Origin of the sequence: Novosphingobium mangrovisedimenti (assembly GCF_025153475.1) — a bacterium.
Lineage (GTDB): Bacteria > Pseudomonadota > Alphaproteobacteria > Sphingomonadales > Sphingomonadaceae > Novosphingobium > Novosphingobium mangrovi_A.
On record NZ_JANZXA010000001.1, the window covers coordinates 26,859 to 41,305 of the forward strand.

The 14,447-nt window shown below is 64.7% G+C and carries 14 protein-coding genes; 3 read left to right on the forward strand and 11 right to left on the reverse strand.

Annotated elements, in window-relative coordinates; genetic code table 11:
• Nucleotides 1-6 precede the first annotated feature (6 nt).
• Entirely contained in the window at nt 7-192 is a 186-nt protein-coding gene (locus NZK81_RS21665; RefSeq protein WP_328517070.1) for a DUF465 domain-containing protein, read from the reverse strand.
• 503 nt (nt 193-695) lie between these two features.
• Nucleotides 696-1,304, reverse strand: a complete 609-nt coding sequence (locus NZK81_RS00145) for a class I SAM-dependent methyltransferase (protein ID WP_260042981.1) — start codon at nt 1,302-1,304, stop codon at nt 696-698.
• A gap of 432 nt (nt 1,305-1,736) precedes the next feature.
• Here NZK81_RS00145 and NZK81_RS00150 point away from each other — a divergent pair, with 432 nt between their 5' ends.
• Both NZK81_RS00150 and NZK81_RS00155 read left to right on the forward strand, forming a co-directional pair.
• Nucleotides 1,737-2,363 (forward strand): PilZ domain-containing protein, encoded by a 627-nt coding sequence (locus NZK81_RS00150; protein ID WP_260042983.1) that lies wholly within the window; start codon nt 1,737-1,739, stop codon nt 2,361-2,363.
• A gap of 65 nt (nt 2,364-2,428) precedes the next feature.
• Nucleotides 2,429-3,388: a right-handed parallel beta-helix repeat-containing protein gene (locus NZK81_RS00155; protein ID WP_260043902.1), complete on the forward strand. Its 960-nt coding sequence runs from the start codon at nt 2,429-2,431 to the stop codon at nt 3,386-3,388.
• Between the two features lie 19 nt (nt 3,389-3,407).
• Here NZK81_RS00155 and NZK81_RS00160 read toward each other — a convergent pair whose 3' ends face one another.
• On the reverse strand, nt 3,408-4,616 hold the full coding sequence (locus NZK81_RS00160; RefSeq protein ID WP_260042984.1) for a L,D-transpeptidase family protein: 1,209 nt from the start codon (nt 4,614-4,616) through the stop codon (nt 3,408-3,410).
• A gap of 147 nt (nt 4,617-4,763) precedes the next feature.
• Between NZK81_RS00160 and NZK81_RS00165 the strand changes: the two genes are divergently transcribed.
• Complete coding sequence (locus NZK81_RS00165; RefSeq protein WP_311202063.1) at nt 4,764-5,258, forward strand: murein L,D-transpeptidase catalytic domain family protein; 495 nt, start codon at nt 4,764-4,766, stop codon at nt 5,256-5,258.
• Between the two features lie 17 nt (nt 5,259-5,275).
• Here NZK81_RS00165 and ribA read toward each other — a convergent pair whose 3' ends face one another.
• The 8 genes from ribA to NZK81_RS00205 all read right to left on the reverse strand — a co-directional run bounded on the left by ribA (nt 5,276) and on the right by NZK81_RS00205 (nt 14,287).
• A complete protein-coding gene (ribA, locus tag NZK81_RS00170) occupies nt 5,276-6,394 on the reverse strand; it encodes a GTP cyclohydrolase II (RefSeq protein WP_260042987.1) in 1,119 nt (372 codons plus the stop codon).
• Nucleotides 6,343-7,131, reverse strand: coding sequence for an exodeoxyribonuclease III (gene xth, locus NZK81_RS00175; RefSeq protein WP_260042988.1), 789 nt, complete (start codon nt 7,129-7,131; stop codon nt 6,343-6,345). Before xth ends, ribA begins: the two co-directional genes overlap by 52 nt.
• 334 nt (nt 7,132-7,465) lie before the next feature.
• Nucleotides 7,466-8,128 carry a LolA family protein gene (locus NZK81_RS00180; protein ID WP_260042989.1) on the reverse strand — a complete coding sequence of 221 codons (663 nt, stop codon included), beginning with the start codon at nt 8,126-8,128 and terminating at the stop codon, nt 7,466-7,468.
• A gap of 43 nt (nt 8,129-8,171) precedes the next feature.
• On the reverse strand, nt 8,172-8,339 hold the full coding sequence (gene rpmG / locus NZK81_RS00185) for a 50S ribosomal protein L33 (RefSeq protein WP_013832249.1): 168 nt from the start codon (nt 8,337-8,339) through the stop codon (nt 8,172-8,174).
• Nucleotides 8,340-8,483: 144 nt separating this feature from the next.
• Complete coding sequence (ppk2, locus tag NZK81_RS00190) at nt 8,484-9,266, reverse strand: polyphosphate kinase 2 (protein WP_260042993.1); 783 nt, start codon at nt 9,264-9,266, stop codon at nt 8,484-8,486.
• A gap of 3 nt (nt 9,267-9,269) precedes the next feature.
• Entirely contained in the window at nt 9,270-10,082 is an 813-nt protein-coding gene (locus NZK81_RS00195; RefSeq protein ID WP_260042994.1) for an undecaprenyl-diphosphate phosphatase, read from the reverse strand.
• A gap of 135 nt (nt 10,083-10,217) precedes the next feature.
• On the reverse strand, nt 10,218-12,350 hold the full coding sequence (locus NZK81_RS00200; protein ID WP_260042995.1) for a M13 family metallopeptidase: 2,133 nt from the start codon (nt 12,348-12,350) through the stop codon (nt 10,218-10,220).
• Nucleotides 12,351-12,454: 104 nt separating this feature from the next.
• Nucleotides 12,455-14,287 carry an ABC transporter transmembrane domain-containing protein gene (locus NZK81_RS00205; RefSeq protein ID WP_260042996.1) on the reverse strand — a complete coding sequence of 611 codons (1,833 nt, stop codon included), beginning with the start codon at nt 14,285-14,287 and terminating at the stop codon, nt 12,455-12,457.
• Between the last annotated feature and the right edge of the window lie 160 nt (nt 14,288-14,447).

Below are 14,447 nucleotides of genomic sequence, written 5' to 3' on the forward strand. Positions count from 1 at the left end.
CGTAGGTTACAGGCTTGCCGCGCAGGCGGTCGGGGGGGCGAACAGCCGCGCCAGCCTGTTCCTGAGTCGTGTCTTCCGTTTCCTGAGTCCGGCAATTTCGGCCGGATCGGCAAAGCGCCGTGCCCTCGCCCTTGCAAGCAAGAGATCGAGCTTCTGATGGCGCTCAAGCAGTCGGAACATGCGTTCTGTCATTTTCAACTTCCCTATCGAACGTATTGGGTTCGATCGGGAGAGCCGATGCAAAGGCCCGGAAAAGCCGGAGCTTTGGGGGGATCCTCGGACGGCTTCCTTCCGGATCCTGCATCGGTCTCACCCGATGCGGTCCGACATCACGCCGCGCACGTCCTGACAGGAATCCCGTCCAGAAAATGCGCCGCGCCAGAGGGGCCCGGCCCGCGAGGATCCTTTTAAGACCGAATCGCTCCGGTTTCAAGTCCATTTGACTCCGGGGCGGCCCGGCCCAAGCCGGATCAGGGGCCAGACTCCCGCGCATCGTCCTTCGACACGTCTGGGACGAGCGACAGGAGATCGGCGTGCTCGTGAAGAACGGACACGGCGTGGACAGGATCGCCGCGTTGGCGGTGCTCATGCTGCTGACCGGCCTGTTCTGCTTATCGTCGCCAGTCGCACGCGCGGCCGCTGGAAGTGGTGGTGGGGCAAAAGGGACTGAGCCGCAACCGGCCCTCGAGCAGGCGCTATGCCTTGCGCGCCGTCACGAACGCCATGCTGCCATCGATCCGCGCTTCCACCGGCACCGCGAGCCCTGAATCCGGCGTGTTCAGCCGCGACACAAGTTCGGCGAAGGGCCTTGGCCGGGCCACTTCCCCGGCACGGTGCAAGGCCGCGAGATAACGCCTTGCCAGCCACCGTTCGGCGACAAGGCTGGTGGCGAAGATTGCCGCATCCGGCACCGCGACCCGCGCCAGTTCCCGCGTGATCGCCTCCACGTCCCCGAACAGGTGGAGCATGCCCGGAGAGAGCACGGCACCGAAGGCGCCGTCCCGAAACGGCAGGGCCTGCAAATCCGCCTGCAACAGCACCACGTGATCGGGCATGCGGCCGTGCAGCCTGACCAGCCTGTCTCTCGCAACCTTGAGCATGTCCGTCGACAGGTCGACCAGAACGGTGGGCCTGCGACTGCCTGCGTGCACCGCAGCGGTGGAAACCAGCGTGCCGCAACCGGCGTCGAGCAAGGTCCCCGATCCCGAGCGGGCCGCTTCCCCGGCAAATGCGGTATAGGCCTCAGGCGACGTGCCCCATGCCAGACGATTGTACACGCGATTGCCGATCAGCCAATCATACACCTTGGCTCGCCCGTCATAAGGTTGCGAAGGAGTACCCGCCGGCAGGACCGACCAGATTTCGTCCTCGACCGGTCGTATCGTGCAGTCACCGGCCAGCACATCCTCAAGTACGTTTTTTCCCCTCATGGCAAGCGACTTACTACCAGGAGTACCGGGCTAGAACAGTCGTGAATTCGTGACAGTATCCGTCATGCAGGACGCCTGCATGACCCGCGCCGCGCACAGCCAAGGTCTGGACATGCCACAAGGAAGCTGCATGCCCCCGATCGTCCACCGGGCGCGAGGCGTCGTTGACGAAAATATTACAAAATTTACATTTTATTAGGGTAACACTGGGATGGTTTATTTCCATCGTGAGATGTTGCGTTAATTTTGGGTTTCAAAGGCATCTAAGTTCCGAGCACACATACAAATTAAGGGGGCGCGCTCGAAATGGATCATCAGGGATTTGTACCCAGCCCTGACTGGGACAATGCTGAGAACTTTGATGACAAGCGCGCGCAGCCTCGCGTCGCGCTCCTTCTGCGCAGCGCCAAGCTGGTCGGGGCGAGAGGGGAATTCCTTTGCATCGTCCGCGACGTTTCCGAGAGCGGCGTAAAGCTGCGCCTCTTTCACCCGCTGGTGGACGTCGAGGACCTGTGGTTGGAAATCGCGACGGGCGAACGCTTTTCAATCGCGAAGATCTGGGAAAAGGAAGGCGAAGCGGGCTTCCGTTTCGTCGATGCCATCGATGTGGAGCGCTTCATCGCCGAAGCCGGGCCGCACCCCAAGCGTCCGCTGCGGATCGAGCTGGCCTATCCGGCGATATTGAGCTGTGCCGGCAGCACTTTCCGGGCCACGATCTGCGACCTCTCGCAACAAGGGGCTAAGATCGAGGCACCGCAACGGCTTGCCCTTGGCCAGTCCTTCCGGCTTGAGAGCGACATCCTGCCTGAATTCGACGCTACGGTACGCTGGCGGCGCGAACCGTTCTACGGGCTGGTGTTCCGCCAGCGCATGAGCATGAGCGAATTCGCCGAGCACGTACGCCAGCTGCAACTGAGCACATCGCAAGACTGACGCGTTTCGGACCGCAGCGCCGCGCGTTTACGCCTTGGCGAGGCGCGCACGTTAACGTGCCGCGCATGACCCGCTTCGACCGACTCGCGCTCACCTGCGCAGCACTCCTCTTCACCGCCCTTCCGGCGATGCACCCGATGGCCCGGAGCCCTTCAGGCCCCATGCCGTACACCGTCGTCGAAACCGGGCGCGGCTATGCCCGCCTGCAGGACGCGGTGGACGCGATCGGCAATGGACGCGGCACGATCCGCTTCGCGTCGATGCGCTTCGCCGACTGCGCGGTCCAGACCGGAGGCGATGTGACCTACGAAGCCGCGATTCCCGGCCGATCGGTGCTCGACGGCGTTGCCTGCGAGAACAAGGGCGCGCTGGTCCTGCGCGGTCGCAGCGCCCGGGTGCAGGGCCTCGTCTTCGCCAACATCCGCGTGCCCGACAAGAACGGCGCCGGCATCCGTCTGGAGCACGGCAACCTCGCCATCGCGCAAGCCTGGTTCCGCGACAGCGAGCAGGGCATCCTCACCGGCAACGACCCTGCCAGCACGATCGCCATCGACAAGTCCACCTTCACGCGGCTGGGCACTTGCGAGGGTTCGGGCTGCGCGCATTCGATCTACATCGGCAACTACGGCGCGCTGACCGTGACGCGCAGCCGTTTCGAGGCGGGTACCGGCGGCCACTACGTCAAGACCCGCGCCGCGCGCGTCGCCATCCTCAATTGCAGCTTCGACGATTCGCGCGGCCGCGCCACCAACTACATGATCGACCTTTCCGATGGCGCCACCGGTCGCATCGCCGGCAACTGGTTCGTCCAGGGCCGCGACAAGGAGAACTACTCCGCGTTCATCGCCGTCGCCGCCGAACACCGCAACCACCCCTCGGGCGGCCTCGTGGTGGAAGGGAACAATGCCCGTTTCGCACCCGGGCTGGACCGCCGCAGCGCCTTCGTCGCCGACTGGTCGGGCGATGCGGTGCGCCTTGGCGAGAATGCACTCGGCCCCGGGCTGGTGCGCTATGAAAAGCGCTAGGCCGCCTTGCGCCGTCGCCTCACCCCGAAGCGCTGCACTCTGACTCGGAAGCCTGCGCAAGCGGTCCGATCCGCGCATCCCGGTCGTAGATGTCCGGCATGACCACGAAGGACCCGTCGCCCAGCAGGCCTGCGGTGAAATAGGTGATGTAGACCGGCACCGGCCTGGGCAGGCTGACGGTGGTCGTCTTGCGGCTGGCAACGATGGCATCGACCTGCTCGCGACTTTCCTTCCCGTCCAGCAGCGTCGTCGCATAGTCGAGCGCGCCGCCGACACGGATGCAGCCGTGGCTGAAGGCCCTGACGTCCTTCTCGAACAGGGACTTCGAGGGCGTGTCGTGCATGTAGACACGGAACGGGTTGGGCATCACCAGCTTCATCTGCCCCAGCGCGTTGTTCGGCCCCGGCTTCTGGCGATAACGCCCTTCCGGCGTGCGCACGTAGCCCAGCCGCGCCGGGAACCGGCCTTTCTTCTCCCGCACGATGCTGGCCGGGATCTCCCACCAGGGATTGAAGACCACGCCCGTTATCGTCGTCGAGAAGACCGGGCTCGGCGTGGAACGCTTGCCGACAATCACCGGCCAGCTTCCGACCATCTTGCCGTCGCGCCACAGCCGGGCCTCGAACGTCGCGGTATTGACCAGGACATAGGACGATCCGAGCGACTGCGGCAGCCAGCGCCAGCGTTCCATGTTGCGGGCAATCGTCTCGCGCCGCGCCGGATCGGTCTCCGTGGCATAGGCCTGACGCAGAGCGGCATAATCCGGGTTCGAGGGGCGCAGCGCCGTGAAAAAGGCATCGATGCCGCCATCCGCGACGGCCTTCGTCAGCCGGGAAGCCAGATCGATCGACGCGTCGCTGTCCTCGATCCGCCAGCCGGTACGCTGGGCGGTCGTGGCAACGCCCAGCAGGTGCATGTGTGCAAGTTCGAGCGCGAGCGCGGTGGCGGCGCTGTCGATCGCGGCCTGATCGCCGTTCGCTATGGAGGCATCGAGTTCCCCGATGTCGGGCTCGGGCAAGGCATCTTCCGGCGCGGCATGCGCCCAGCGAAGAAGTTCGTCCAGTTCGGCCGAATTCCAGCCCTCCGCAGGCACTTGCGGAACGACAGTCGCGCTTTCTTCCGCAGTGCTGGAAGTATTTGTAGCACCACAAGAAACCAGTGCACCCAACAGAAACAGAACACTCCAGGGCGCGCTTGCGACACTGGAAACGTTGAAAACGGCCTTCATCTTCACCATAATCTCATCAAACACAATTCGGGATCGCATACCATGAATTTCAACAGGCGCCATTTTCTCGGTGCTGTTGCGGTGGGGTCTGCAGGTCTGGTTGCACCACGTGCATTCGCTTCGGTTCGCGCAAGCGCACCGCCAGCATTGCTTGGGCGCGCCAAGGCAGCTCTTGACGCACACGGCTCTTCCATCATCCATCGCGACGTGATGGGCATCGTCGATTTCGGCGTGTCCTCCGGACAGCCACGCTTCCACCTGATCGACATCCCCGGTGGGCGGGTAGCGGCAAGCTACTTCGTCGCGCATGGCCGGGGATCCGACCCGCAGAACAGCGGATGGCTGCAGCACTTCTCGAACCAGCCGGGGTCGAACGCGTCGAGCAAGGGCAGCTTCGTGATCGGCGAGACCTACTACGGCAAGCACGGCCGCTCACGCAGGATCAAGGGCCTCGACCCGGAAAACTCGCAGGCCGCCAGCCGTGCCATCGTCATCCACGGCGCTTCCTACGTCAGCCCGACCGGCGCCAGGCAGCATGGACGGGTCGGACGCAGCCTGGGCTGCTTCTCGGTCCCGACCAGGGACATCAACGAAGTGCTCGCGAACCTGGGCGAAGGCCGACTTCTGTTCGCCTGGAAATAAGGCCTGACGCCTGATTTCTAGAGAAGATGCCCGGTCCGGTCGCGCTTGGTTTCCAGATAGCGCGCATTGTGCGGATTGGGCGGAAGCTGGTGCGGCACGCGCTCGACGACGTCCACACCCACTGCCTGCAGCGCCTCGACCTTTGCCGGGTTGTTGGTCATCAGCCGGATGGCACGGACGCCGAGCAGGTCGAGCATGCGTGCCGCCACCGGAAAGTCGCGCGCCTCGGTCGGCAGGCCGAGGCGGTTGTTCGCGTCCACCGTATCGTAGCCGATGTCCTGCAGCCGATAGGCGCGCAGCTTGTTGACGAGGCCGATGCCCCGCCCTTCCTGTCGCAGATAGAGCAGCACGCCCCAGCCACCCTGCCTGGCCTCCTCGGCCATGGCACGCAGCGCGGCATCGAGCTGCGGCCCGCAATCGCATTTCAGACTGCCGAGGATGTCTCCGGTCAGGCATTCGGAATGGAGCCGCACCAGCGGCGGCCTGTCGCCATTCTGCTTGCCGATGACGAGCGCGACATGCTCGCGCAGGTCGTCGAGCGCGCGGAAGGCGACGATCTCGGCATCTTCGGCAGCCGCGACGGGCAGCCGCGCGCGCGAGGCGATCTGCAGGCGCCGGGTGTCCTTCCACTCGGCCAGATCGGCAGGCGAAACCTGCTGCGCGTCGCCCTCGAGCGCGGGCGCGGCGAGGAAGGCCGGAAGGATGCCTGCAAGCCGCGCCAGTTCCATGGCCGTGCCCGCGACCTCCCTATCCTCGATAGGCTCGGCGGCGAAGGGCCCCTTCATCGGGTGTGCCAGATCGAGCGCGGGATCGGCAACGGCGCGCGCGGTCTCCAGATCGAACGGCTCGGCCGCACGGATCAGCACTGGCGCCTCGGGCACGGCAGCCTCGCGCTGGTTGGCCAGCTTGAGCGTGACCGCACGAGCAGCCGAGATCAGCATGCGCGGGGCCGCGACACCCGGCGCGAAGCCGGTCTCGGCAGGCAGCAGCACATCGCCCTCCCCCACACGGACCGGCCAGCCGTGGCGCAGCGCATCGAGCGCCAGCGCGACCCGACGTGCACCGGGAGAAGGCAGGCCTACGCTCAGAGGTCGAACTCCGTAATCAACGGCACGTGGTCGCTGGGCTGCTCCCACCGCCGCGTTTCCTCGACGAAGCGGTGCGCCGTCGCCTTTTCCGCCAGATCGGGGGAGGCCCACATGTGGTCGAGCCGGCGCCCCTGGTCCTTCTGCCGCCAGTAGCTGCGGTAGGACCACCAGGAATAGTTGCGCTCGGGCGCCGGGATGAACCTGCGGCCCAGATCCACCCAATCGTGCGAATCCTTGAAACGGTTCAGCGTTTCCACCTCGATCGGGGTGTGGCTGACGACCTTGATCAGAGCCTTGTGATCGTAGACGTCGCAATCGAGCGGGGCGATGTTGAAGTCCCCCACGATCAGCGTGGGGCGGTCGACCTTTTCCCCCCACCGCGTCATGCGCTCGAGGAAGTCCAGCTTCTGCCCGAACTTGGGATTGACCTCGCGATCGGCCACATCGCCGCCCGCGGGGATATAGACGTTCTCGAGGATCATCCCCTTGCCCGCCCCTTGCAGTTCGACGCCGACATGGCGGGCCTCGCCGTTGTCCTGCCAGTCGTGGCGGCTGTACTCGGTGAAGGGCACTTTCGAGACGGTAGCGACACCGTGATAGCCCTTCTGCCCGTGGATCGCGCGGTGCGTGTACCCCAGCCGCTCGAACATCTCGTGCGGGAAGAGGTGCTCGGCAACCTTGATCTCCTGCAGGCACAGGACGTCCGGCGCATGTTCGGTCAGGAAACGCTCGACCTGATCGATGCGCAGGCGAACGGAATTGATGTTCCAGGTAGCGATCTTCATGCGGCTGGCTTTAGGCATGGCATCCACGAATTGCCAGAGGGCCATGCGAGAAGCGTCGCAATGAGCCCTGCAATGCGCCTTGCACTGAACGAAGCCTCAGGCCCAGAGAATCAGAAAACCCTCGAGCCGGGGGCAGAGGCTCGAGGGTTCCTGTAAGCGTTCGTCACGCTAGTTCAGTACGGCCGGTTCAGGAGGCGTGGGCAACAGGGGGGAAACCCGCCTCAAGCCGTACTGACAAGTTCAATTTAGGATCAGTTGCCTTGCTGGCAAGTGAACGGAATTCAGGAAACTGTCGCAATTTGTCGCTGCCCGAGCACAACCTGCGATGGACCGGTCACTTCTGTAGACGAGACTTGCGGCGCGGGTCGTTCCAACGGAAATCCCGGTCGCTGACAGGCACGCCGTAGCGCTGATTCGACAGCGCAATGGTGGTCCGCTGGTTCTGCGAGTCGAGCGCCACCCAGTAGGTCAGTTCCAGTCCGCCCGGAGCGGAAGCCTTGCGGGTGAAGATCAGCGTGATCACGCCATATTCGGGATGCGAGGTATCGCGCACCTCGACACTCACGACATTGGGATTTCCCGTCGGCAGGACCGTTCCGTACTTCGCAACGTCGCGGTGGGGATCGAGCAGTGCCCCCAGCGGGCTGTTCTTGATCGGCCAGCGCTGAACCTGATCGACCGCGTAATCGATCAGCGTGAGCGCCTTGCCATCGCTGACGATGAGCATCTGGGCGCTTTTCTCATACTGGAAGCGGATGCGCCCCGGACGCTTGAGCGTCAGCGTGCCGCGCACGCTCTGGCCCTTGCGGTCGGTCTGGACAAAGTCGGCCCGCATCGTCGAGATCCCGCGCAGCGCCGCGACCGCCTCGTCGAGCTGCTTCGAAGCGGCAGGGGGCGCGGCGATCGCCGGAGCAGACGGCAACAGGGCAGGAACACAAAGCGCGGCCAAAGCGGCCGCGCCAGCGCAGTTGCGAAAGGTCTTGGTCATGTTCTTCATGGCTGCGCGTCTAGGTACACAGCCTTGAACCGACCGTGAACCCTTACTTGATCTTGGCTTCCTTGAACTCGACGTGCTTGCGCGCGACGGGGTCGTACTTGCGGAAGCTCATCTTCTCGGTCGTGTTCCGGGGGTTCTTCTTGGTGACGTAGAAAAATCCGGTGTCGGCGGTCGAGACCAGACGAATCTTGACAGTTGCGGGCTTCGCCATGGCGGGTTCCTGTAATCTCTCGTTTCAGCCGCCCTGGCAGGCCGGCATATCCGTTGAAAAACATCGGGCGGCAACAGCGCGCCGCCCTTCAAGGCTGCGGCCCATGCGTCAGCAGGGCCGCAAAGTCAAGCGCAAGGCGCGCGCTCAGGGGATCGGAAACGGCTTGATCGGCTTGAGAACGCCGAATTTCTCTTTCTTCGGTCCATCCTCGAGCGGCGCCATTTCCAGTTCGGGAGGATCGATTCGCGTGTCCGGCAAGCGATCGAGCAGATCGCGAATCAGAGTGAGACGACCCTGCTTCTGGTCGTCGAAGTCGACGAGGGTCCACGGCGCATTGCGGGTATGGGTTGCCTCCAGCATGGCCTCGCGCGCCTTGGTGTAGTCCTTGTACTTCTCGCGCGCGGCCAGATCGACCGGCGAGAGCTTCCAGCGCTTCAGCGGATCGTCGAGCCGCTCGTGGAGGCGTTCCTCCTGCTTGTCCTGGTCGCAGGTCAGCCAGTACTTGAACAGCAGGATGCCATCGTCGGTCAGCAGCTTTTCGAAGACCGGCGTATGGCGCAGGAAGGCCTGCACCTGCGGCTCGGTCGCGTAGCCCATGACCTTCTCGACGCCCGCCCGATTGTACCAGGAGCGGTCGAACAGCACGATCTCCCCCGCTGCGGGAAGATGGGGCACGTAACGCTGGAAGTACCATTGCCCCTGCTCGCGCTCGCTGGGCGCAGGAAGCGCCACCGTGCGGCACTGGCGCGTATTGAGATGCTCGGAAATAGCGTGGATCGCGCCGCCCTTGCCGGCCGTGTCGCGGCCTTCGAACAACACCAGAATGCGCGCGCCGGTCTCCTTGGCCCAGCGCGCCATGCCAGCCAGCTCTTCCTGCATCGGTTCGAGCAGGTCCTCGTATTCCTTGCGTCCCAGACCGTTTCCCATGCTTCAGACTCGCGAGAGCAGGAACAGCGCCAGCACACCGGCGACAATGCGGTACCAGGCGAAGGGCGCAAAGCCGGAGCGGCTGACGAAGGCCATGAACGCCTTGATGACGACCAGGGCCACGACAAAAGACACAACGAAACCGATGGCGATCTCGTTCCAGCCAACGGGGCCGACACCCGCGGCAAGCTGTTCGCGCGCGCCCCACAGTTCCAGCGTGGTGGCGCCCATCATCGTCGGCACGGCCAGGAAAAAGCTGAATTCGGCCGCGGTGCGCCGCTCGACGCCCATCGCCAGCGCCCCCATGATCGTCGCGCCCGAACGGCTGACGCCCGGGACCATGGCCAGGCACTGTGCAATGCCCACGCCGATGCACTGGCGGGCCGGCAGTTCGGCGACCCCGGTCAGCGGCCCCTGCTTTGCGACTTTCTCGATCCCGAGAATGGCTATGCCGCCCACGATCAGCGCCCACGCCACGACCGAAGGCTGGCCGAGCAGCACATCGATGTAGTCCTTGAGCGCAAGGCCGATCACGGCCGAAGGCAGAAACGCCAGCAGCACGTTGCGCACGAACCGGATCGACGTGGGGTTGAGCTTCAGCAGCCCGGTGCCGACCGCCCAGAACGTGCGCCAGAACTGCACGATCACGGCCAGGATCGCACCCAGCTGGATGACGATGTTGAACGTCGCCCACTGGGATGCGTTGTAGCCGAACAGTTCGGTTGCGAGGATGAGGTGCCCGGTCGATGAGACCGGCAGGAACTCGGTGAGGCCCTCGACAATGCCGAGGAGGATCGCGGTAAAGGTCAGGTCCATCGGCGGCAGGTCATGCCCGACATGCCAGCCAAGTCAACCCGGTGCGTGCTGCACTGCGAAAAATGCAGGGTAGAAAAGCCCATGCCGCCATCCCGGGGCCGGCCCGGGTTGACGGTATGGGCGTCCGTTACAGGATTACCAGATCCGCACGCGTTGGGCGGGCGGCAGGTAGAGCTTGTCGCCCGGCTTGACGTCGAACGCCTTGTACCATTCATCGAAGTTCCGGACGATGCCGTCGATCCGGTAGTGCGGCGGCGAGTGCGGATCGATGATGAGGTACTTGCGCGCCTGCGCCTCGCGAACCTTGCTGCGCCAGACTTGCGCCCAGGCCATGAAGAAGCGCTGGTCGCCCGTGAAGCCGCCGATCACCGGCGCCTCCTTGCCGTCCAGCGAGAGCCTGTAGGCACGATAGGCCAGGCTGAGGCCCCCAAGATCGCCGATGTTCTCGCCCATGGTCAGCTTGCCATTGACGCAGGTCTTGCCGTCATCGAACGGGCAGAAGGCATCGTACTGCGCGCCCAGCTTGTCCTGCAGCTTCTCGAAGGCGGCCTTGTCGGCCGGAGTCCACCAGTTGCGCAAGTTGCCGGTGCCGTCCGACTTCGAACCCTGATCGTCGAAACCATGGCTCATCTCGTGCCCGATCACGGCGCCGATACCGCCGTAATTGACCGCCGGGTCCGCCGTGAGGTTGAAGAACGGCGGCTGCAGGATCGCGGCCGGGAAGACGATCTCGTTCATCGTCGAGTTGTAATAGGCATTCACCGTTTCCGGCAGCATGCCCCACTCGCCGCGATCGACCGTCTTGCCGATGCGGTTCATGTCGAAGTTCGTCTGCCAGGCGCCGGCACCGATCATGTTGCCGAGCGGATCGGTGGGCGAGAAGGTCAGCCCCTCGTATTCCTTGAACGTGTTGGGCGCACCGATCTTGGGCGTGAAGGCGTCGAGCTTAGCCTTGGCTTCCTCGCGCGTCTCGGGCCCCATCCATTTGAGGTCCTTGAGGTTCTCCGCCATGGCCTTGCGAAGGTTGGCGACCAGCTGGGTCATCGCGGCCTTCTGCTCGGGCGGATAGTATTTCTCGGCGTAGATCTTTCCGAGAAGTTCGCCCGCCCCGCTTTCCACCGCGCTGATGCCGCGCTTCCAGCGGGCGCGCTGCTCGGGCTGGCCGGACAGGCCCTTGCCGTAGAAATCGAAAGAGGTCGTATCGATGTCGCTGGGCAGGACCGCGGCGTGATCGCTCAGGAAGCGGGCCGCGAGATAGGCCTGCCAGGTCGCCACCGGCACCGTATCGAGCAACTTGGCGACGACAGGCATGCCACCGCCGAACAGGGTTTCGGCCGTGGCCGCATCGATGTTCGCCTCTTTCAGCTCTTCGGGCGTGGGCGGCATCTCGCCAACGATGACGTAGTCCGCCTTGGCGGCGCCCACGGTGTCGAGGAACGTCTTGACCAGCCCCGGCGAGCCGAGCCCTTCGAAATCGGCGACCGACAGCTTGTTGTAGGTCAGATCGGGGTTGCGCGCGCCGGCGCGGTCCCAGTCGGCCTGGGCAATGCGGGTCTCGAGCGACAGCACGGCCCTTGCGGCGCTGTCCGGATCGGCATAGCCGGCCTTGCCCAGCAGGAAGCCGAGGTAGGACAGATACTTGGCGCGAATGTCCTTCGAACGCTCGTCCTGTTTCAGGTAATAGTTGCGGTCGGGCAGGCCGAGACCGCCGATGTTGGCGTGCAGGGCATAGGTATCGCTCCGCTTCGAATCGGCATCGACCCACAGCACGACCGGCGAGGCGAAACCTGGTTCGCCGAACAGGCGAACGATGTCGACCGGCGCCCTGGCCGCGAAAATCTTGTCGAGGTAGGGCCGGACCGGGGCAAGTCCGGCCTTGTCGATCGCATCGGTATCCATGAAGGCCTTGTAGGCCGCCGCAACGCGTGCCGCGTCGGTGCCCGGAGCCGGGCTGGAAGCCAGCAGGCCGTCCATGATCGCATGGAGGCGCTGCTCCGACAGTTCGCGCAGTTCGATGAACGAGCCCCAGGACGTGCGATCGGCGGGAAGCTCCACCGAGGCAAGCCACTTGCCGTTGACGTATTCGTCGAAATCGTCGCCGGGCTTGGTGCCGGTATCCATCCACTGCGTCTGGACGCCGAAGGCACCCCAGTCGCTCGACGGAGCCAGCGCGCCGTCATCGGCGGCAGCGGGATTGGCGGAAAGCGAGAAGACAATGGCGGAAACGCTCGACGAAACAGCGAGAGCACGCCCCAGGAATTTGCGCATGTACGACCCCGTGATTGGGAACACCAAACAACCGGCCCCGGAATGGCCGGTCATAACAGCGCAACATAATTGCCCGACAAAGCAATGCCAGCGCGGAAATGTCGTTAGCCGAGCGACATCAGCCGTTCGTCGAACTGTAGCGACGCCAACCGCGCATAGAGCCCCCCGGCGCTGGACAGGCTTTCGTGCGTGCCCTGCTCGACGATGCGTCCGCTTTCCATCACGACGATGCGGTCGGCCTTGCGCACGGTCGCAAGGCGATGGGCGATGACCAGCGTCGTGCGGTTCGCCATCAGCGTTTCGAGCGCATCCTGCACCAGCCGCTCGCTTTCGGCATCGAGCGCGCTGGTCGCCTCGTCGAGCAGCAGGATCGGTGCATCGCGCAGCAATGCGCGCGCAATCGCGATGCGCTGGCGCTGGCCACCCGACAGGCGCGCGCCGTCCTCGCCCAGGAACGTATCAAGCCCCTCGGGCAGGTCGCGCAGGAAGGTCTCCGCATTGGCCGCGCGCGCCGCATCCCAGATCGCGGCATCATCCGCCTGCCAGCGGCCATAGCGCAGGTTGTCGCGGGCGCTGGCGGCAAAGAGCACGCCTTCCTGCGGCACCAGCGCGATGCGCTCGCGCACTTCCGCGGGATCGGCCGAAGTAAGCGGCACCCCGTCCACCTTGATGACCCCGCTCTGCGGATCGTAGAAACGCTCGGCAAGCTGGAACAGCGTCGACTTGCCCGCGCCCGACGGGCCAACGATCGCCACCGTCTCGCCCGGCTCGACCGTCAGGCTGAAATCGGCAAGCGCGGCGACCTCGGGGCGTGCGGGATAGCGGAAGGTCACGCGCTCGAAGGCGATCTTGCCGCGTGCGGGCCGGGGCAGCGCCTGCGGGCGCGCCGGTGCCGCAATCTGCGGCCGTTCGCCAAGCAGTTCGGCCAGCCGGCTCGCCGCGCCCGCACCGCGCACGAGATCGCCATAGACTTCGGTCAGCGAGCCGAACGCGCCCGCGACAATGCCCGCAGTCACCACGAAAGCCGCGATGGTACCACCGGTGATGGCCCCTTCGGCAACGCCGATCGCGCCACGCCACATGATCACGGTGATCGAACCGAAGATCAGGAACATGATCACCGCGGTCATGATCGCGCGGATGGTGATGCGGCGCTTGCCCGTCGCGAAGGTCCGCTCGACGGCTTCGGAAAAGCGCTGAAGTTCGCGGTCTTCCTGATTGAAGGCCTGGACCACCCTGAGCCCGCCCAGCACTTCCGCCGTCAGCGCGCCGATGTCGGCAACGCGGTCTTGGCTGGTGCGCGAAACCGCGCGCAGGCGGCGCCCGAAAGCGGCGATCGGCAAGATCACCACGGGAATAGCCACAATCAATCCTGCCGTCAGCATCGGCGCCAGCGCGAAGAGGTAGATCACCCCGCCCACCGCCATGATCGCATTGCGCAACGCGACGGAAACGGTCGTCCCCACCACCGTCTCGATGATCGCGGTATCCGCGGTCATGCGCGAGGCGATTTCCTTGGGGCTGTTTTCCTCGAAGAAACTGGGCGCGAGCGAGAGCAGATGGCTCTGCACCCGAAGGCGAATATCGGCAACGACGCGCTCGCCCAGCCACGACACCGAGTAGAAGCGGATAGCCGTCGCCACTGCCAGCACGATGACGACGCCAAGCAGCATGAGGAACCACGAACGGATCGCGCTCGGGTCCGCCCCCTCGGCAAAGCCCTGATCGATGATCTGCCTGAAACCATAAGGAATCGCGAGCGTGGACGTCGCCGTGGTAACGAGCGCGCAGCCTGCCGTTATCGCCCGCCCCGGATAATTGAACAGCTCGCGCCAGACCATGCGCAAGGGCCCAAGGCTCTTGCGGCGCGCCGCGGGAGCCTCGCTGGCATCGTTTGCATTCGCGGGCGGTGTGGCCGAGCCTGATTGGGCGTCCATGCCGGCGCCCTTACTACCTCCGGACGCCGAGGAAAAGGGCAAGCCTCCAATCGGCGGGCACAGCGCGCTTGATGCGATTCTCCGGGCCAATCGCAAGGACAATTTGGAAATGCCGCGTTGCACAATTGGCGTCCAGGGCCCAAATGTAGGACCATAGATT